At 43.4% G+C, this 20,040-nt stretch carries 16 protein-coding genes; 10 read left to right on the plus strand and 6 right to left on the minus strand.

Features of this window, described 5'->3' with window-relative positions; genetic code table 11:
- Positions 1-106: 106 nt before the first annotated feature.
- Positions 107-457, minus strand: coding sequence for an ANTAR domain-containing protein (locus DVG78_RS15745; protein ID WP_114462021.1), 351 nt, complete (start codon positions 455-457; stop codon positions 107-109).
- 430 nt (positions 458-887) lie between these two features.
- Here DVG78_RS15745 and DVG78_RS15750 point away from each other — a divergent pair, with 430 nt between their 5' ends.
- Complete coding sequence (locus tag DVG78_RS15750) at positions 888-1,853, plus strand: SGNH/GDSL hydrolase family protein (protein ID WP_114462022.1); 966 nt, start codon at positions 888-890, stop codon at positions 1,851-1,853.
- 20 nt (positions 1,854-1,873) lie between these two features.
- On the opposite strand, the gene DVG78_RS15755 is transcribed toward DVG78_RS15750, so the two are convergent.
- On the minus strand, positions 1,874-2,323 hold the full coding sequence (locus DVG78_RS15755) for a GNAT family N-acetyltransferase (RefSeq protein WP_114462023.1): 450 nt from the start codon (positions 2,321-2,323) through the stop codon (positions 1,874-1,876).
- 61 nt (positions 2,324-2,384) lie between these two features.
- A complete protein-coding gene (locus DVG78_RS15760; RefSeq protein WP_114462024.1) occupies positions 2,385-3,329 on the minus strand; it encodes a patatin-like phospholipase family protein in 945 nt (314 codons plus the stop codon).
- A 323-nt stretch (positions 3,330-3,652) separates the two neighbouring features.
- Between DVG78_RS15760 and DVG78_RS15770 the strand changes: the two genes are divergently transcribed.
- Entirely contained in the window at positions 3,653-4,627 is a 975-nt protein-coding gene (locus DVG78_RS15770) for a polyprenyl synthetase family protein (RefSeq protein ID WP_114462026.1), read from the plus strand.
- A gap of 10 nt (positions 4,628-4,637) precedes the next feature.
- Here DVG78_RS15770 and DVG78_RS15775 read toward each other — a convergent pair whose 3' ends face one another.
- The gene (locus DVG78_RS15775) at positions 4,638-4,994 is read right to left on the minus strand and encodes a transmembrane 220 family protein (protein ID WP_114462027.1); all 357 of its coding nucleotides are present in this window, start codon (positions 4,992-4,994) and stop codon (positions 4,638-4,640) included.
- Positions 4,995-5,175: 181 nt separating this feature from the next.
- Positions 5,176-7,830, minus strand: a complete 2,655-nt coding sequence (locus DVG78_RS15780) for a sodium-translocating pyrophosphatase (RefSeq protein WP_114462028.1) — start codon at positions 7,828-7,830, stop codon at positions 5,176-5,178.
- Positions 7,831-8,154: 324 nt separating this feature from the next.
- Here DVG78_RS15780 and DVG78_RS15785 point away from each other — a divergent pair, with 324 nt between their 5' ends.
- From DVG78_RS15785 to arr, 8 genes are all read left to right on the plus strand, one after another.
- The gene (locus DVG78_RS15785; RefSeq protein ID WP_229598242.1) at positions 8,155-10,317 is read left to right on the plus strand and encodes a sensor histidine kinase; all 2,163 of its coding nucleotides are present in this window, start codon (positions 8,155-8,157) and stop codon (positions 10,315-10,317) included.
- Positions 10,318-10,422: 105 nt separating this feature from the next.
- Positions 10,423-11,751, plus strand: a complete 1,329-nt coding sequence (locus tag DVG78_RS15790; RefSeq protein ID WP_114462029.1) for an AAA family ATPase — start codon at positions 10,423-10,425, stop codon at positions 11,749-11,751.
- Positions 11,748-12,218 carry a hypothetical protein gene (locus DVG78_RS15795; RefSeq protein WP_114462030.1) on the plus strand — a complete coding sequence of 157 codons (471 nt, stop codon included), beginning with the start codon at positions 11,748-11,750 and terminating at the stop codon, positions 12,216-12,218. Before DVG78_RS15790 ends, DVG78_RS15795 begins: the two co-directional genes overlap by 4 nt.
- Positions 12,219-12,376: 158 nt before the next feature.
- Positions 12,377-16,081, plus strand: coding sequence for a DNA polymerase III subunit alpha (dnaE, locus tag DVG78_RS15800; protein WP_114462031.1), 3,705 nt, complete (start codon positions 12,377-12,379; stop codon positions 16,079-16,081).
- Between the two features lie 196 nt (positions 16,082-16,277).
- Complete coding sequence (locus DVG78_RS15805; protein WP_114462032.1) at positions 16,278-17,162, plus strand: CorA family divalent cation transporter; 885 nt, start codon at positions 16,278-16,280, stop codon at positions 17,160-17,162.
- A gap of 2 nt (positions 17,163-17,164) precedes the next feature.
- The gene (locus DVG78_RS15810) at positions 17,165-17,842 is read left to right on the plus strand and encodes a hypothetical protein (RefSeq protein ID WP_114462033.1); all 678 of its coding nucleotides are present in this window, start codon (positions 17,165-17,167) and stop codon (positions 17,840-17,842) included.
- A gap of 195 nt (positions 17,843-18,037) precedes the next feature.
- Complete coding sequence (locus tag DVG78_RS15815; RefSeq protein WP_114462034.1) at positions 18,038-18,658, plus strand: HD domain-containing protein; 621 nt, start codon at positions 18,038-18,040, stop codon at positions 18,656-18,658.
- Positions 18,659-18,787: 129 nt separating this feature from the next.
- Positions 18,788-19,219: an NAD(+)--rifampin ADP-ribosyltransferase gene (gene arr, locus DVG78_RS15820; protein ID WP_114462035.1), complete on the plus strand. Its 432-nt coding sequence runs from the start codon at positions 18,788-18,790 to the stop codon at positions 19,217-19,219.
- Positions 19,220-19,265: 46 nt separating this feature from the next.
- Here arr and DVG78_RS15825 read toward each other — a convergent pair whose 3' ends face one another.
- Positions 19,266-19,910, minus strand: a complete 645-nt coding sequence (locus DVG78_RS15825) for an NAD(P)-dependent oxidoreductase (protein WP_114462036.1) — start codon at positions 19,908-19,910, stop codon at positions 19,266-19,268.
- Positions 19,911-20,040: the final 130 nt, after the last annotated feature.

Raw genomic sequence — 20,040 nt, forward strand, 5'->3', positions numbered from 1 at the left:
CAATTTACGGCTATTTAACGTCTTTATGGCTTGCTCACAAAACAAAATGCCTCCAAAATTCGGAGGCATTCGTTTTTCCCAAAAATGAGGTAAAGGACAAGAAATCTCAAATAAGCAGATGAATCATGGCCCGTAAAACACCACCCGTAAAAGGCCATTTTAGATACGCCGTCGGTCGGTTAGGAATAGGCATCTCCGTAAAACCGCCTTCATTAGCTCCTACAAATACGATTGGGATATTTTTTTTAATTCTCCGCTCGGTGCTCAAAATGAGCTTACTGTAAGAGTCTTCGCAGATAATCAAATCAGGCTGAAGCGTAAAAATGCATTTGAGGAGCTCGTCAGAAGCTGAAGCCAACACACGAAGTACTTCGAATCCAGGCTCTTCTATCATTTTTTCAATCGGATGGATACAGGCCGTGTTGTCCTGAAGAAGGAGTGCTTTAATGTTTGTCATGAATGAGTTAGGGTAAAGTATTAAGCTGTAAAAATATGAAATAGTATATATAAACTTAACAAATGGTATATTTTTATACCTAAATTCTTCAATACAGAAAGGTATATATCAATATATTGAGATTTTATTAAACGAATTTAATTCACTCTTCACTTCTTTGATTTAACTTTACTTTTCAGGAAGGAAAGTAAAGTTCAAAATTCCAAAAACTATCCTGAATCCTCTTTTTTATCCTAACCAGTAAAGTATATATACGAGAACTAAATCTCTTTGGATTTTAAAGAGTTACATTTTAAAAAAAAAGCATAAACGCCCTCTTATTACATTTGAGTAGTTCATACCACAGATTCGGAAATTATTGCTGAGTTGCAGGGTTAGTTTTCATCCATAATCACTTTATTTATTAGATTCCCAATTGACTATTTTACGTATGAATACAAGATTCAAAAAACGCAATCAATACAAGACGTTTTGGTATATTATTTTTTATTTTTTTTCTCTTTCAACAACCGTAGCAAGCGGCTCCAAACCCTTCCCAAAAAAAATCCACCGAATTGTCTTTATCGGCAACAGTATCACCTATGCGGGGCAATTTATCACCGACATCGAGGCCTATCTCCTGACGCACTACCCCAACAGGCGTTTTGAATTCATCAATGTAGGATTGCCCAGCGAAACCGTTTCGGGGCTTTCGGAGCCCAACCACGCGGGCGGGAGATTTCCCCGACCCGATTTGCATGAGCGTCTCGAACGGGTACTTACCCAAACCAAACCTGACTTTGTTTTTGCCTGTTATGGCATGAACGATGGCATTTATCTGCCTTTAGACGAAGAACGGTTCCGAAAATTCCGCGAAGGTATCACGTGGTTACACACCCGAATTGCGGACATAGGCGTACCGATTGTCCACCTCACACCGCCTATTTATGACGAGTTCAAGGGCAAAGCAGTGGGCTATGCCGCCGTACTCGACACCTACTCTGAATGGTTATTGAGCCAACGCAAGGCCCAAAAATGGGAAGTAGCCGACCTGCATTTTCCAATGAAAACTTATTTAGAACAACACCGCCAAAACAATCCCGACTTTGCATTGGCCAAAGACGGCGTTCATCCCGACGCTTTGGGACATTGGCTGATGGCCAAGCAGGTATTGATGAATTTGGGAGAAAAAGGGCTGGAAGCGGCGGAGAACGTCCAAACGACTTTGACCATTCACCCACAAGGAGAGGAGATTTTGAAACTGGTCGCCGAGCGGCAACAACTCATGAAAGACGCTTGGCTGACCTCCACTGGCCACACCCGCCCCGAAATGAAGGTGGGTCTACCAATGGAGGATGCCCGAAAAAAAGCAGAAATGATAGAGAAACAACTCCGGGGGTTGCTCAAAAAGAAATAAAGAAGCAGATTGTAAAATCGCTAAAAATCCAAGTGACAATTAATCCAGCCCTCGTCAAAGCGGGTGCCGTATTTTTTATAAAACTGAATGGCTGGTTCGTTCCAATCCAGCACCTGCCACATCATACCAGTACATTGGGTATTTTTTGCTTCTTCTACCGTCACGTCAAAAAGTTTTTTGCCCAGGCCATACCCGCGCATCGACTCCGTCACCACGATGTCTTCCAAATAGAGGCGTTTGCCTTTCCACGTAGAATAACGATAGTAATACAACGAAATCCCCACCACTTTACCGTCGACCTCCGCCACAAATAGGCCAAAAATCGGCTCAGGGCCAAATCCATCTTTGAGCATCATTTCGGGGGTATTGGTGACTTGTTCGGGGGCTTTTTCGTACAAAGCAAGTTCCTGTACCAACTCAAATGCCTGGGGTACATCTTCAGCGGTACCTCTGCGAATCGTAATATTCATTCTTAAAATAAAAGTATAGTATAGTAAATTTTAATTCCTCCATTTGACCGCCGAAATGCATCTATGCATTTTGGGCCGACGCACTGGGCGTATTCAAAATGGGCAACCCATTTTCCTGAATGTATTCAAACCCCGTTTTGTAACCTTGAACAATCAACCGCACGATGTCGTCCGAATTAAACTTCAACATATCAAGGTGCAAGGGTTCATGCGGGCGCACCACCGATAATTTCAGCACCCGGCCTTTCAGCCCTTCTTTTTCAACGTAGTTTTGCCCCCAAGCAATGTCGCTATTAACAATCTGGTTTACGTTAATATCCTTGACTCGGTCCAGCAGTTTCAGCAGATTACGATAGTTTACTGGCTCATCATAAATATGCTCAGCATGGCAGGCTATGCACACAATTTCGGTGGCTCCATCTTCCAGTGCTGCTTTGAGCGGAGCAACTACCCGAAGCCCTCCGTCTAAATACGCCGCTTTCCGTTGACCTTTGATGTGGATAGCCGGCATCAGCGTAGGCAACGAACTGCTGGCCATAATGTATTCCAAAAAGCTTTCATCTTCGGGCGTGGCATACACCATTTTACCGCTTACAACGTCTACTGCCCCTACTTTGAGTTTAACGGGACTGTTTTTAAGAATAAACTCATCAAGATTTTTTCGGATAAGCGTATGCAGAGGAGTCGTGTCTAGCAATCCATCAAAACGACTCATCAGGGTATCTATCCCCAAGGTAAGGCGCGACCGCACGAGGGCGATATCCTCGGGGTGGGTAATGTTTTTTATCCAGAACTCAATCAATTGACGGCTGATACCCGGCCAGTCAATTGTCTTTTCCTCAATGTGTTGCTTGCCAGCAGCGTTTACCAAAAAGCCGGCGTTAAGACTACCGACAGAAATCCCGTATATCATTTCGGGTTCAAATCCACTTTCCAATATCGCCTGAATTACCCCCACCTGAAAAGCGCCCTTCAGGGAGCCTCCTCCAAGTACCAATGCCTTCATAGTATGTTATTATTATTTGTCAAAAAGTGGCCAATATCGCCCTTTTCTATCCTTTGTTTTGTATTCATAAACAATGCCGTTTTTGTTTTTTACCCTCAAAAATATTTTCTCATCCAAAAAAAGGGGAATGCCATCACAGTTATTGTCGCTCGGTTGAAACAAATTATAGAACTTTCGTGTAATGTTAACAGATTTTGTCCCAAATTTGGCGTTTGTCCCATAACAAAACAAGTAAAGATACCGATAGACTGAATTTGTCATTAGTATACGGCTAACCTGCCCACCCATTACTCGGGGTTGTCCGTACACTTTCCCAAGAAATTATGTCTCTTTCCATTAAAGATATTCAAGCCCCCATCTCCTCCGAAATGGACGCCTTTGAGCGAAAATTTCGGCAATTTATGAAAAGTGAGGTCATGCTTCTTGACCAAATCATGAATTATATAGTGCGTCGAAAAGGAAAACAACTCCGCCCGATGTTTGTCTTCTTGACGGCTGGTATCAGTGGCTCCATCACCGAGGCTACGTATCGGGGAGCGGCCCTTATTGAATTACTCCACACTGCCACGCTTGTTCACGACGACGTGGTTGACGACTCTAACTACCGACGCGGTTTTTTCTCGGTCAATGCCCTCTGGAAAAACAAAATTGCGGTTTTGGTGGGCGATTATCTTTTATCACGCGGACTATTACTTTCGGTTGATAATCAAGATTTTAGTCTCCTGCAAATTGTCTCAAACGCCGTTCGAGAAATGAGTGAAGGCGAGTTACTTCAACTCTCAAAAGCGCGGCGCTTGGACATCACGGAAGATGTCTATTTTGAAATTATTCGCCAAAAAACCGCCTCGCTTATTTCTTCCTGCTGCGGCGTAGGGGCACGCTCTGCGGGTGCATCCGAAGAATTGGTTGACAAAATGCGCCAATTTGGCGAGAAGGTAGGGCTTGCCTTTCAAATCAAAGATGACCTGTTTGATTTTGGAGATGCCGAAGTAGGAAAACCCCTCGGTATTGACATCAAAGAGAAAAAAATGACCCTGCCGTTGATTTACGCCTTGCGTCAAACTACGTGGACCAAAAAACGGCAGATCATCAATATCATCAAAAACCACAGCGACAAACCCCAAAAAGTAGCCGAAGTCATCCAGTTTGTTCGTGACTCCGGCGGGATTCAGTATGCTACGCAGGCCATGCAAAAACTGGTCGAGGAAGCCAAGGCTATTTTGCACTCCTTCCCTGAGTCTAACTACCGCAATTCACTAGAAGGCTTGGTTCAGTATACCATCGAAAGGAGCAAGTAACGAGCGTCTTTTATTTCCCCAATCTGGTGCGCAAGTAAGCCATCACCAGCATACCCACTCCGCTCACCGCTAATCCGAGCGATTCGCGGGCGAGCTCGATGTTGATGCTACGCATTTTCATTTCCCCCCAGAATACGCCTTCATACTGCGGCGGCCATTGCTGATAGGAAGCAAAAAAATAGGCCAGTGCCATTACCACAAAAACGTAAGAACGCGGCGCTTTTTCGAAGTAGATACTCAAGCAAGCGGCCACGGCAATACCGTAGATAGGCATCCATACCTGAGGGTCGGGGTCGTTGTATTGAACAACCACAAAATAGACAAACAAAAGGGCAAACAGCAGGGAAACAATCTTAGTTAGGTTCATAGTCAGAAGAAAAATTAGCGGATATTCAAAGTATGATTTCCGAAATACGATTACTAAAAAACAGTTATTGGGTGTGCGAAACGTTTTTGGCAAATTTATATGTTCACCCTCTCACAAGCAAAAGCCTTGCTCCAAAAACGGTCAGAGCAAGGCTTTTTATGATATAAATCAGGAATAGTTCCTATTTTTTCGTTACCCGAACTGAGATACGGCGGTTTTGAGCACGCCCTTCTTCGGTGTCGTTGGACGCTACTGGATATTGGTCGCCGTAGCCTTCTGAGTCAATCCGGCTGTTGTCAATGCCCATCGCTACCAATTCAGCCTCAACGGCAGCCGCGCGGTCGCTCGACAGTTTGAGATTGGCATTAGCATCGCCTGTGTTGTCGGTATAACCGCCCAATTTGATGTTTACCGCTGGAAATGCTTTCATAATTTCGGAAACATTCTTCAATTGCTCCTGCGACTCCGGCTTCAACGTTGCTTTACCTGTTTCAAACAATAAACGGTCAAAATCAAACCAAGTCGTTTTATCAACGGGTTTGTCAGAACGAATAAAGTCAATTAAGCCTACTTCAATGGGGTTGCCATTAGCGGCAATGTTGAGTTCTAAGCCGTTGTCAAGTTTCAAGGTTGCGGCGCTAGTGATGGTACCGTTTTCGTTGTTTTTGGTTACGTTTACCTCCATTGTTTCTTTCATGGCAGCATGGTCATGGCCACCTTTTACGGCGATATAAGGAGCAATTACCAACGACACGATAGACATCAACTTAATCAAAATGTTCATGGAAGGCCCCGAAGTATCTTTGAATGGATCCCCTACGGTATCTCCCGTTACGGAAGCCTTGTGTGGCTCCGATTTTTTGAAGTACATCTGACCGTCAATCATTACCCCTTTTTCGAATGACTTCTTAGCGTTGTCCCACGCGCCACCTGCATTTGATTGGAAAATCCCCATCAACACACCTGATACGGTCACCCCTGCCAGCAAACCACCCAATACTTCAGGCCCCATGGTGAACCCAACAAGTACCGGCGTAATCAAGGCAATCGCGCCTGGCAAAATCATTTGCTTGATAGAAGCCTCGGTAGAGATAGCGACGCATTTTTCGTATTCAGGTTCGGTTTTGTATTCCATGATACCCGGAATCTCGCGGAACTGACGACGAACTTCGTTTACCATTTCCATGGCCGCTTTACCTACCGCTGAGATACACAACGCACTGAAAATAAACGGAATCATACCGCCAACAAACAAACCAGCCAATACGTCGGCTTTGTAAATGTCAATTTGGGTAATGCCCGCAATTCCAACGAAGGCTGCAAACAATGCCAACGAAGTCAAGGCTGCCGAAGCAATTGCAAAACCTTTTCCAGTGGCAGCAGTGGTGTTACCAACGGCATCCAAATTGTCGGTACGCTCACGAACTTCCGGAGGCAATTGTGACATTTCAGCGATACCACCCGCGTTGTCGGCAATCGGCCCGAAAGCGTCAATCGCCAATTGCATGGCCGTTGTAGCCATCATTCCCGCCGCCGCGATAGACACACCGTAAAGACCCGCAAATTTGTACGAAAGAATAATACCCGCCGCCAACGTTAAAATCGGCAACACCGTTGACTCCATACCGACGGCCAAACCACCGATGATGTTGGTGGCGTGACCCGTTCCTGACTTTTCGATAATTGACAATACAGGACGCTTGCCCATAGCGGTGTAATATTCAGTTATCATTGACATAAGTGTACCCACAGCCAATCCTACAAGAATCGCGTAAAATACATCCATGGCCCCAAAAGGCTGACCGCCACGGAGTACCATATTTTCAGGCAATAAGTAAGTTACAAGAAAATAGCAAGCTACCAATGTTATACCGATAGAAGCCCAGTTACCGATGTTTAACGCATTTTGCACCGACGATTTTTCACCTTTGATGCGCACAAAGAAAGTAGAAACCAAAGACGCCAACAGACCTACGCCCGCAATCAGCATTGGAAGCAATACAGGAGAGAAACCTCCGTAATTATCTGTTACCTCGATTTCTTGGCCCAATACCATCGTTGCCAAAATAGTGGCCACGTACGAGCCAAACAAGTCAGCACCCATGCCCGCTACGTCACCTACGTTATCGCCCACATTGTCGGCGATGGTGGCGGGGTTACGAACGTCGTCTTCTGGAATACCCGCTTCCACTTTACCCACAAGGTCAGCACCCACGTCGGCTGCTTTTGTATAAATACCGCCACCCACGCGTGCAAAAAGCGCGATAGATTCAGCACCCAACGAAAACCCAGCCAATACTTCGATGGCAGTCTTCATTTCATCGGACGTCAAGGGTTTGCCAGCGGCAAAATAATTATAAAAGAAGATAAACAGGCCACCTAAGCCCAAAACAGCCAATCCTGCTACGCCCATTCCCATCACGGAACCACCCGTAAAAGAGACTTCGAGGGCTTTGGACAGCGACGTACGAGCCGCCTGTGCAGTACGTACGTTGGCTTTGGTAGCGACTTTCATTCCGATGTATCCTGCTAAAGCAGAAAGAAAAGCGCCAATCAAAAAGGCAACGGCAATGAGAGGCGAAGAATGAATGGGGTTTTCGGGTGTACCTTCCTGTGTACCCAAATAACCTAAAATAAGGGCCGTGGGAATGGCGAAATAAGCCAGAATTTTCCACTCGGCTTTAAGAAAAGCAATGGCTCCGTCGGCGATGTAGCCAGAGAGTTTTTGCATGTTTGCGTCACCGGCTGGTTGGTTCGACACCCAGCTGAAACGCCAGGCCGTGTACAATAGCCCCAAGACACCAAAAGCAGGAACGAGATAAACGATATTATTCATGCGTAGTAGTTAGGAAATTTGATTTAAGGTTTAAAAAAATTCGGGCAAATATAGCAGAACCTAACCCATTTACCCAATGCCTAAGGTAGGAATTTACTTATTTTATATCGCTTTTGTACTATTTTTACGAGAATCGAGGCTTTATGAATACCCTATTTTCGGCTGCAGTGGGCAAAATGCTGTTTCTCATTTCAACGCAAATAGGGTCTTTTGGTGTGTCCGTCTTAGCAAACCAGTGTATGTCTTATTAAAATATAATGATTGTTGTCTAAATTTGTCAAAGCAGCCACCGTCCCCCTTTGAACTGCAAACAGCCCCTGATCTATGAAAAGACTGCTTTTCCTCTGCTTTTTTTTACTTCCGTATTTCGGACAATGCCAAAAAACCGGAATTACTATTCAAACGGGGCAGCTATTTTTCAAGGATGACCGCTGGAAATTTATGGCCGGAGATTCGTCAGAATGGGCGAATCCAAGCTACGATGATCGTCATTGGAAAAAATCAAACAGCTCATTACGAGACAATAAGGCTCTTTGGAAAGCAAAAAAAGGCTGGTTTAGGCTAAAATTCAACCTTTCTAAAAAGTCCTTAAAAACAGACTATTCCCTCATTATAAAACAATTTGGCCACTCTGAACTGTATTTAGATGGAAAATTGGTGGCAACAACCAACACCTCTGATCCACAGGATTCAGCATCGCAGCTCAGGCTCATGCAAATCCCGTTTACCATCAAAGACACCAATACCCACGTTATAGCCCTGCGATACTCATTTCTTTCGTCCACGCTCTATTATGCCTCAACCGATGAGGACGCTTTCAAGCTCTGGCTTGAACCGTCGCATCAGTCCATGCTCAACCAACTGGTCAATACTGCTTGGAATGCGGGCGTCGGCGGTATGCTGACGGGATTGTTCGGGATACTCTCCCTACTTCATTTTCTTTTTTTTCGCGCCAATTCTAATCAAAAGGTACACCTGATTTTAGCCTTTGCCACTTTTTGCTTTACTGTCATGTTTGCGCTCAGTATTATTGATGGCTTTACGGGAACGCTTACCCAAAAATCATTGCTGGATGTAGGGCAGACGTTAAGCATTCATCTGGCTTTTGGCTTGTTGTTGACTGCCGTTTACACTTTTTTAAAACGCCGACACGGTTGGTTCTTTTACGTTATTATTGTTTTGTTGGCAGTAAGTTTTGGCTATCAATGCTTTATTGGCCCCTTACAAGACGGTCAATTTTTCATTCCTTTTTTTCTGGTGCTGATCGATTATATCAGGGTGAGTTGGCTGGGAAAACGGCAGGGTGGTTCTGATAATAAATTACCTTGGAATTCGCTCCGTTTCTCCTTTTTTGCTTTACTGCTGTTGATTCTTACGGGAATCATCATGGGAATTGTGCAAAGCCTCACCGGGCTGGGAGACAGTGCGTTTATCTTAGCTTTTGTGCTGCTTATTTTTGTTTTTTCAGTCGTGCTAAGCATTCCTATTGGCCTATCGCTCTCACTGGTGCAAGATTATACCCACACGTATAAGTCCATGCGGCTGCATTTGGAAGAAGTCCAAAAACTTTCGGCCAAAAACCTTGCGCATGAACAAGAAAAACAACATATTCTGGCTACCCAGAACGAAACCCTTGAGCGTCAGGTAATGGAGCGAACCGCCGAGTTGAATCAGTCGCTCGAAACCTTGAAAGCTACCCAAGCCCAACTCATCCAAAAGGAAAAAATGGCCTCATTGGGGGAATTGACCGCTGGCGTGGCCCATGAAATACAGAATCCGCTCAATTTTGTCAATAACTTCTCAGAAGTCTCCGTGGATTTGTTGGACGAGCTACAGGAAGAAAGGGAAAAATCTCCCGAACAACAAGACCCTGAACTAGAAAAGGAAATACTGGCCGACTTACAACAAAACCTCCAAAAAATCACCCATCACGGGCAGCGGGCCAGTTCGATTGTGCGCAGTATGCTCGCGCACTCACGCACATCGTCAGGCCAAATGGAGCCAACCAACCTCAACGCCTTGGCCGACGAATACCTGCGGCTCGCCTACCACGGCCAACGAGCAACCCACCCAACGTTTAACTGCCAATTAATCACTGATTTAAGCGCCGAAATTCCAATGCTCACCCTTGCCGCACAGGACATAGGACGCGTATTGCTCAACCTGTTTGGCAATGCCTTTTATGCCCTTCATCAAAAGCAGCAACTTATTGCCGAAGCCTACGAGCCAACCATTTGGGTAAGTACCGCTTTAAAAGAAGACAAAGCCGTAGAAATTTGCATCCGCGACAATGGGCTGGGCATTCCACAGGCCATTATTCAAAAGGTTTTTCAACCGTTTTTTACCACCAAACCTACGGGCGAGGGCACTGGACTTGGGCTGTCGTTGTCGTACGATGTTGTCACAAAGGGACATCAGGGAACGATGGAGGTGACGAGTACCGAAGGCGAAGGGACGGAGTTTGTCATCACGCTGCCTGTCAAATAAGCCATGAGTAAAACCAATCTGAATAAAGTGTAAAAATGCCTAACTTTGGTTTTTGTTAAGCAATAGATAAAAGGAGATACCAGCATCAAATGACTTCCCAAAGCCATGGAACAAATACTCATAAAAAGCTTCAAAGCGATTGTTAATAAAGAAGAACGGCCTATTAATGTCAAAAAAATGACAGTATTGATGGGGGAACAGGGCAGCGGTAAGAGTACGGTAGCAAAGTTGGTTTATTTCTTTAAGACAATCCGGGAGGAAATACTCACTCCTTTCATCGGCAATTTTTTGGTAACTGAAGATAACTTAAAGCAAGTTATAGAAGGACAAATCTACAGCTATTTTATTACACTGTTTGGCTCTTCCAGGCGTCTTACAAATTTTGAAATCATTTATACTTACGCCAATGACGAATTTATTAGGATCAGCCAAACTGAAACAGGAGAATTGAAGATTGAGTTTGAGCACTGGCTCTCGAAGTTGAACAAAGCTATTGGACTTAATCGTGAATTAAAGCGTTTAGATAATGCTTTTGGCGATTTGGAAAGAAGAGAAAGAGATAGGTTTGTTAATGGTATCGTTAAGATAGTCAATAATTTTTTCGGAAGTACTCAATTGAATCTTTATTTACCCGCAAGTAGAAACGCTGTGATTTCACTAGGCAATCATTTATTAGAAATTTACTCTAAATTAGACAACAATTTATCAGCATCTAATGACAAAGAAGCTCACAGATATATGTCTGAGAATGATATTATATTATTGAAATTTATTCAATACAACCGTTTTTTAAGAAACAAGTTTCTCCAATCAGGCAATTTTCAAACCTTCATTGAGGACGAGAAAGAACTAAACCCAGAACTTGATTGTACAGATTCAGAAAAAATACTCACGCGCATTGAAGCTGTTTTAAAAGGACACTATCTAAATGACAGTGAGGGCGAAAAACTGACGCTAAATGACAATCAATTCGTTTTTCTCCAAAATGCTTCTTCTGGTCAGCAAGAAAGCATCCGGACTTTTCAAGATATTTTCTTGCATGTGCTCTATGGCGATCCCGTATTTCGGGTCATTGAAGAGCCTGAATCACATCTATTTGCTGCTGCCCAAAAAGAGTTAATCGAATCCTTAGCCATATTAGCCAACAAAAACCCTGAAAGCCAACTACTCATCACTACTCACAGCACATTTATTCTTCGGGTACTTGATAATTTGCTGAAAGCATTTCAAATTAATGACAGTGATGCAGAACGAATCATTGACCGGGCAGCATGGCTGAACTTCGATGAATTTGCTGCCTACAACTTAGTAAACGGAGAAATAGAGGATGCCCTTAACCAAGAATTTAAAGGAGTAGATGCCCGTCTGTTTGACGACGTTACCCAACAAATCAGTAATGAATTTGATGAATTGCTAAATATCCAGTATCCGTGAAAGAGGGCGAAAGCATTTACCACAAAATTAAAAAGGAAGAAAAATGTTGTTCAACCAAGCGCAGTGTAAATGAACACGGTAAAACATTTTCCATCAATTGCAGCGATAAAAACATTAATATTTGTTGTGTAAAACTGGACAAATGTCTGATAACTGCAATTTCCAACCAGAAACAATGTGACTATTTATTTATGAGTGACAGGAATAATAGCCCTACTGATTACAGTTATTATTTTGTTGAACTGAAGGGAAGCGGTTGTGATGCAGAAGGGGCTTTTGAGCAAATCCAACAAGCCGTTAATTATATTAAAAGCCGATTTGGGGTTATCCCTAAACACCAAATTTGGGGTTTTATTGTTGGTGGTAAAGACACCCAAAACATGAGTCGTTTAAAAGAAAGATTTAAAAGAGATATCGGTAAGGAACTCAAACACAGCACCGGTATACGATATGAACATAAAATATAAGATACGCTTACAAACCTATACAATTCTCCCACCTCCACTGCCACCGAAGCGTCGACGGTCAGCCGCTGCTGTCCGAACCCAATACTCCCTGCTCGACGGCACGACTGATAGTTTAGGACTTTTATTTGATTATAAAAACATTGACTGATACCCCAACCATGCAATTCTCCCACCTCCACTGCCATACCCAATACTCCCTGCTCGACGGCGCGGCCGATATAAAAAAGCTGTTTAAAAAAGCCAAAGCCGACGAGATGCCCGCCATCGCCATCACCGACCACGGCAATATGTTCGGTGTGTTTGAATTCGTGGCCGAAGGCCACAAAACGGGCATCAAGCCCATTGTGGGCTGTGAGTTTTATTTGGTGGAAGACCGCCACAAAAAACAGTTTACCAAAGAACAAAAAGACGTACGCCGCCACCAACTGCTACTGGCCAAAAACGCCGAAGGTTATCGCAACCTAGCCAAACTTTGCTCGCTGGGGTTCATCGAAGGCATGTATGGCAAGTACCCGCGTATCGACAAAGAACTGTTGGTAAAATACCACAAAGGACTTATCGCCACTACCTGCTGCATTGGGGCAAGTGTGCCGCAGGCCATCATCAAAAAAGGAGAAGAAGCTGGACGGCAAGAGTTTAAATGGTGGTTGGATTTGTTTGGCGACGACTACTACGTAGAAATCCAGCGCCACGGCATCCGCGACCAAATCATTGCCAACGACGCCCTGCTAAAATACGCCAAAGAGTTCAACGTCAAGGTGATATGTTCCAACGACAGCCACTATGTAGAACAAGACGATGCCAACGCGCACGATATTTTACTTTGTGTAAACACCGGCGATAAACAAGCCACCCCCACCAATAAGGATTTTGACGACGCTAGCCCGATGCCCAAAGGTACCCGCTTTGCGTTTTTCAACGATGAATTTTATTTCAAAACCAAAGCCGAAATGCTCAAGACGTTCAGCGACCTACCCGAGTCGCTGGACAACACGCAGGAAATCGTCGATAAAGTAGAGCTGCTGAAGCTCAACCGGGATATTCTGCTGCCCAACTTCCCCATTCCAGAAGAATTCAAAAAGCACAGTATTTCTCAAATGATTGACTTCAACGGTAAGATGAAAGAACTCACCGCCGACGTACTCAATCAGTGGGAATACCTCAAACACTGGACATTTGAGGGCGCGTTGAAGAAATACAAAGAGATTACGCCAGAGATTGAAGAACGCCTCAACTTTGAGTTGAACACCATCAAAAACATGGGTTTTCCTGGCTACTTCCTCATCGTGGCCGACTTCATTCAAGCGGGCCGCGACATGGGCGTACTCATCGGCCCCGGGCGCGGCTCAGCGGCGGGCAGTGCGGTGGCCTACGCGATTGGAATCACCAACATCGACCCCATTAAGTACGACCTGCTGTTTGAGCGTTTTCTGAATCCTGACCGTATCTCCATGCCCGATATTGATACGGACTTCGACGACGAAGGCCGCCAAAAAGTGATTGATTATGTGGTGCAGAAATACGGCAAAAATCAGGTAGCGCAGATTATTACCTATGGCACTATGGCCGCCAAATCGTCCATCAAAGACGTGGCGCGGGTCATGGACCTGCCACTGGCCGAAGCCAACGCCGTGGTGAAGTTGGTGCCCGATAAGCCTACTTACAACATGAACCTAAACAAGGTTTTCAACGTACCCATCGAAAAAATGGCAGAAGTCATTTCGCCCGATGAGGTTGAAAACCTAAAAAAACTGCGCGAAATGCTCAAAGGCAACGACCTCACTGCCAGAGTATTGAAGGAGGCGCAGAAACTGGAAGGTACCGTCCGCAACGTGGGTATTCACGCGGCGGGGATTATCATTGCGCCCGAGGATTTGACCAATCTGATTCCCGTCAGTACGTCCAAAGAATCAGAATTGCTCATTACGCAGTATGAAGGAAAAATTATTGAAGATGCGGGCGTTATCAAAATGGACTTTTTGGGGTTGCGAAACCTCACCATCATCAAAGAAGCCCTGCGGATGATTGAGGCCAACCACGGCGTCAAAATCGAAATTGACTATATTCCGCTCGACGACTACAAGGTCTTTGAACTCTTCCAACGCGGTGATACCAACGCTGTGTTTCAGTTTGAATCCGACGGGATGAAAAAATACATGCGCGAGCTGAAACCAGACCGTTTTGAAGACCTCATCGCCATGAACGCCCTTTACCGTCCTGGCCCGATTGCCTATATACCCAACTACATTAACCGTAAGCATGGACGTGAAAAGGTAGAGTATGATTTGCCCGAAATGGAAGAATATTTGGCAGATACTTACGGAATATCGACGTATCAAGAACAAATTATGTTGCTTTCTCAGAAGCTCGCAGGCTTCACCAAAGGCGATGCCGACGTGTTGCGGAAAGCGATGGGGAAAAAGCAAATTGAGGTCTTGAACAAAATGAAGAGTAAGTTTTTGGAAGGCGGCAAAAAAAATGGCCTTGATGAAAAAAAACTCGACAAAGTTTGGACCGACTGGGAAGCCTTTGCGTCGTATGCCTTCAACAAATCGCACTCGACCTGCTACGCGTTTGTGGCCTACCAAACGGCCTACCTCAAATCGCACTATCCGTCAGAATACATGGCGGCGGTGATGACGAGTTCGTTGGGCAACATCGAAAAACTCACTTTCTTTTTGGAGGAATGTAAGGCCATCGGCCTGTCGGTACTCGGCCCTGACGTCAACGAATCGGAGCGGCGCTTTGGCGTCAACAAACGCGGCGAGATTCGCTTTGGGCTGGGAGGTATCAAAGGCACGGGCGACGCCGCCGTGGAAAGCATCATCGAAGAGCGCGACAAAAACGGCCCTTACAAAGATATTTATGATTTTATGACCCGCGTCAACTTGCGGACGGTCAACAAGAAAACCATCGAATCGTTGGCTTACGCGGGGGCGTTTGATTTGTTTGAGGACTTCCACCGCGCGCAATATTTTACGACGATAGACGGTGAGCAACAAAACCTCATCGAAAAGCTCATCCGCTACGCCAACGCCGTACAGGCCGAAAAATCCAACGCCCAAGCTTCGCTGTTTGGCGGATTTGGCGGCGGTCGGTCCGACATTGCGCGGCCCAAAGCGCCCAACGTGGAGCCATGGGGCGATATTGAGCGACTGCGTTTTGAGAAAGACGTGGTAGGCTTCTACATCTCTGGCCACCCGCTCGATATGTTCAGGCTTGAACTCGACAACTTCTGTACCTGTACGCTCGACCGCGTCATGGCAACCTCGGAACTCATCGAAGCCTCCGACGATGAAAGCCCCGAAACCGTTGGGCCCGTCAATGTCGAAATCGGCGGGAAGCCGCTGCTGTTTGGCAAGGATGTAACCGTGGCGGGCATCGTGAGCAGTTTTCAGATTCGGACCACCAAAACGGGCAATCCGTTTTGTATCTTCAAACTGGAAGACTACGCCGGCTCGATGGAAATGGCGCTTTTTGGCGAAGATTTTGTGAAGTTTTCGGCCTACATCCAAACGGGTCACTTCCTGTTTGTGAAAGGCAAAATCCAAAACCGCTGGAAATCAGAAGACCAATACGAATTTAAAATCAGCTCGATGCAGCTACTGAGCGAAGTGCGCGAAAAACTTACCAAAGAGATTCGGTTGCAGTTGGATTTGGACCTGCTCGACGGGGTATTGGTGGCAAAACTCAACGAAGCCGTGCAGGCGCATCCCGGCAACTGCTCGCTGTCGGTTTCGGTATTAGACAACCTCACCCGCACCGAGATAAAACTCCAATCCCGCCTCCACCGCGTAGCCCCCACCAACGCTTTTTTCAAGCTGCTGGAAAGCATGGGCGGCGTGAAGTTTTCGGTGAATTAAGGGTCTCGTTTTCGAGCCATCATATAGATGCGCATTTTGTATGGTTGCTCTTTAAAAGCACAAATACAAAGTGCGCATTTCTTTTAAATCACTTAAATTATGCGACAATTAAGGAATTAGCAGCAAGCCAATCTAAGCCCTAAAACATTACACAATTTTTATAACTTTGTAGAAAAATAGACAATTGACAAAAGTAATGGAGAGCAAAAGCAAAGAAATTCAATTTGATGATTTTATTTGGATAGATATTTGTAACCCCGAAAAAATTAATCTTGACGGTATTGCTAAGCAATACAACTTGGACTATTTTCAAATAAAAGACAGTTTAGAAACTGGACATTTACCTAAATTTGAAAAGCAAGAAACGTATAATTTCTTAATCTTAAGAGCATATACATCCAACATTGACGACAGGACCACCAATGTCACTGACCTTTCCAACAAAATAGCTTTTTTTTATAGCGAGGAAAAGGTAATCACAATTCATCGGGCTGAATTTGAGTTTTTACAAAATGTATCAAACAACTACATAAAATCCGAAGATTTATTGCTATTTTTTATCCATAAAATGTTAGATACGTATAACAATCCTCTTAAATTTTTGAGCGACCAAAATGATGAAATTGAAAAAACAGTTTTTTTAAAAGATTATTCAAAAATATCATTAGAAGACCTTTACTATCAAAAAACACGAACCCGAATCACAAAAAAACTTTTACAAATCACCCAAAATGTAATCAATCAAATTGAAGTATCCGAACAATCTAAAACGGCTTTGCAAGATATTAAGGATAAATTACTAAGCCTTATTTTGGGGTATGACGAAGTCTTAGAAAACTCTAACAACCTATTAAACACATACTTATCTGTAAATGCTCAAAAAAGCAATGATGTAATGAAATTGCTAACTATCTTTTCTGCTTTTTTCTTACCACTAACTTTTATAGCAGGAATTTATGGTATGAACTTTGAAAACATGCCTGAACTTAAATGGGATTATGGCTATTTTTTTACATTAGGCATTATGATTGTTATTGCGATTATAATCTTCTATTGGTTTAAACGTAAAAAAATAATTTAAAAATGGCAAAAATTTATGTAGCAATACTGCTTTTGATTTTTAGTAGTTGTGCAACTTTACAAAACAATGCAAAATATGACTTGGCAAATGCAAAATATAAGTTAAAAATTGATAGAAAAGCCTATAATTGTTATGTTGAAAACAATACCGACAGTATAACAATTTATAATCTTACCACAAAAATATCGACCATCCTTCCCCAGAAAATGGAGACTTATCTACCTACACAGCAACGCCTTATAAAACCGTCTTTAGATATTGACATTTTAACAGCATTGTTCAAAATACGACCAAATATTATAAACAGTTTGCCCACTCAACTCAATGCCAACTTTAATGGAAATATTTATGTGGGGCATAGAACAGATGTCTATCAGATACGCTACAAAAAGAACCCATTAAATAAATATCAAAGACAAATAAACCATTTTGGATTTAGTGGTGGTTTTTTTGTTGGACTTGGGAATACCCCAATGACGCCTTCAACAACCATTAACGGCATCTCGACTGAATATGACGGACTAATTTTACAAAAAGGAATAGCAGGTATTATTGCAGTAAATAAACTTACCATAGGTTTAGGCCTTGGCTATGATAATCTTTTAGACAACAATAAAAATTTGTGGATTTATGAAAATAAACCTTGGTTCGGACTTATGTTAGGACTTAATTTGAATTGATAAGTACACATGACAAAATACCTATTGCTCACATGGTTTTATCAAAATATGAGCAAATAAAAATTATTTAAACAGCATAAATTCTATTAAGTGATTGTACTAAAACTTCCTACACTTCGCTCAGAACCATCCCATCAATAGCCATTTTAACGAATATTACACCAACAATAAAATTCTCCCAAGATCTATAGAACAATGCAGACCGATAATTTATTAAAACAGGTAAGCTTCATCAAAGAGATAGACAAGTTGAAATACATTCAACGTAAAACTAAATTATTCAACAGCGATAGGCACGAAAATGACGCTGAACATAGTTGGCATTTAGCAATGATGACAATTGTATTGGCCGAACATTCGGACAAACCTATTGATGTGCTGAAAGTTGTAAAAATGGTTTTAATTCACGACATCGTAGAAATTGATGCTGGCGACACTTTTATTTACGACGCTCAAAAAAACCATACAAATACCGACGAAGAACTTATTGCCGCAAAACGAATATTTGGGCTTTTACCCGCCGACCAAGCAGAAGAGTTTATTGCCATTTGGAAAGAATTTGAAGAAGGTGTGACCGACGAAGCAAAATTTGCCAAAGCAATGGACCGATTTGAACCATTGCTACAAAATACGTCAAATAATGGCGGTACTTGGACAGAATTTAATGTCCCCTATCAAAAAGTTTTTGACAAGAAAAAAGCAATTAAAAACGGTTCGGTATCCATTTGGAGTTATGCAGAGAACTTAATCAACGAAAGTGTGGAAAAAGGAATCCTCAAAAAAAGGTTGACTGACCGAGAAGAAAAACTTCGCTAACACGGGTTGTGCATCGGTCGGGCTGACGTGCAAAATTCAACACGCAGCCTCCGCGCTTCCATTTCGTACCCGAATGCAAAGAACCAAAACTTTAGCCTACAAAAAGTCTTTCACAAACCTAGAACACCAATGCCAACAAACAGCAGTGAAGACACGCCAGACCTGAGTTTACCGAAGTTCTATCATGGCACGAAGGCCAATTTGAAACAGGGAGACCTGATTGAGCCCGGCTTTAATTCAAACTACGGCAAAAGCAAGAAAGCGTCTTATGTCTATCTAACCGCCACCTTGGATGCGGCCATTTGGGGAGCGGAACTTGCTTTGGGCGACGCCCCTGGCCGAATTTACATCGTAGAGCCAACCGGCCCGATAGAAGACGACCCCAATTTGACGGACAAAAAATACCCGGGCAACCCAACCAAGTCTTACCGTACAAAGAGCCCGCTTCGGGTCTCGGGCGAGGTCACCGAATGGCAGGGACACGCTCCAGAACAGCTAAATGCCATGAAGGAGCATCTTGAACGGCTAAAACAACTGGGGATTGAGGCAATCGAGGATTGAGTGAAATAAAAATAGTGAGCCATTTTCAGACTCACTATTGACACATTTAGACACTGGCGATAAATGGCGCTTTTCTAACAAACGTCTGGGTAAACAGCTGTTGAATAAGAAAATGAGCCAAATCAGTCGCGCTTATTTTGTCCCCAAGACAATCTTCCAAACTGACATGAATCTGACCATGGTCGCCGGTTTGTTCAATTAAAGGAAGTCTCACTAAGGTCCAATCAACATTGCTATTTGTCAAAATATCAAACTCAGACTGCTTATTAGCCGTTGAAATTGGATAATTTTTTCTCATCCAGTCTGTTGCGAAAGCGGTTTTGGGGCTTTTATTATCCAAAGGAGTATCCACATTCAGCCCAGTGGTTACGATATAACGATGAACATTATACTTATTCATCGCCTGAATAACATTGGCAGTTGATTGGCCAAAGATAGTAGGTTCGCTTGGAGGAATTCCCAAACCTAGTGTGCTAATCACGGCGTGACAACCTTTAACTAAGGTATCGACAGTACTATAAATGGCTACATCACCCTTAACAACTTCGACAAGTGGGCTATTGAGAGGAAAATTATCGGGATTCCTAAGAAGAATTTTGAGTTGAAACCCTTGATTTATCAGTTGCTTTACAAGGTATTTTCCCGATTTACCCGTACCGCCAATTACTGCGATTTTTATATTATTTTTCATTTTTGTACTTTATAAAATTTCAGCCAACAATTATATCCGTGCTTGACCAAATGGACAAGACGAATGCGCGAAAGCCTTTTTGGCTTTCGTAATAAGAAGCGTCAATATTTTATAAAGAGATTTGAATAGG

This window comes from Runella aurantiaca, assembly GCF_003339505.1.
Classification (GTDB): domain Bacteria; phylum Bacteroidota; class Bacteroidia; order Cytophagales; family Spirosomataceae; genus Runella; species Runella aurantiaca.

Bases quoted from the DNA above. Each gene is read 5' to 3' on its own strand.
- DVG78_RS15755 (WP_114462023.1), bottom strand. From the start codon at position 2,323: ATGAATATTACGATTCGCAGAGGTACCGCTGAAGATGTACCCCAGGCA.
- DVG78_RS15805 (WP_114462032.1), top strand. From the start codon at position 16,278: ATGGAGAGCAAAAGCAAAGAAATTCAATTTGATGATTTTATTTGGATA.
- DVG78_RS15770 (WP_114462026.1), top strand. From the start codon at position 3,653: ATGTCTCTTTCCATTAAAGATATTCAAGCCCCCATCTCCTCCGAAATG.
- DVG78_RS15750 (WP_114462022.1), top strand. From the start codon at position 888: ATGAATACAAGATTCAAAAAACGCAATCAATACAAGACGTTTTGGTAT.
- DVG78_RS15825 (WP_114462036.1), bottom strand. From the start codon at position 19,910: ATGAAAAATAATATAAAAATCGCAGTAATTGGCGGTACGGGTAAATCG.
- DVG78_RS15790 (WP_114462029.1), top strand. From the start codon at position 10,423: ATGGAACAAATACTCATAAAAAGCTTCAAAGCGATTGTTAATAAAGAA.
- DVG78_RS15745 (WP_114462021.1), bottom strand. From the start codon at position 457: ATGACAAACATTAAAGCACTCCTTCTTCAGGACAACACGGCCTGTATC.
- DVG78_RS15780 (WP_114462028.1), bottom strand. From the start codon at position 7,830: ATGAATAATATCGTTTATCTCGTTCCTGCTTTTGGTGTCTTGGGGCTA.
- arr (WP_114462035.1), top strand. From the start codon at position 18,788: ATGCCAACAAACAGCAGTGAAGACACGCCAGACCTGAGTTTACCGAAG.
- DVG78_RS15815 (WP_114462034.1), top strand. From the start codon at position 18,038: ATGCAGACCGATAATTTATTAAAACAGGTAAGCTTCATCAAAGAGATA.
- dnaE (WP_114462031.1), top strand. From the start codon at position 12,377: ATGCAATTCTCCCACCTCCACTGCCATACCCAATACTCCCTGCTCGAC.
- DVG78_RS15760 (WP_114462024.1), bottom strand. From the start codon at position 3,329: ATGAAGGCATTGGTACTTGGAGGAGGCTCCCTGAAGGGCGCTTTTCAG.
- DVG78_RS15810 (WP_114462033.1), top strand. From the start codon at position 17,165: ATGGCAAAAATTTATGTAGCAATACTGCTTTTGATTTTTAGTAGTTGT.
- DVG78_RS15785 (WP_229598242.1), top strand. From the start codon at position 8,155: ATGAAAAGACTGCTTTTCCTCTGCTTTTTTTTACTTCCGTATTTCGGA.
- DVG78_RS15775 (WP_114462027.1), bottom strand. From the start codon at position 4,994: ATGAACCTAACTAAGATTGTTTCCCTGCTGTTTGCCCTTTTGTTTGTC.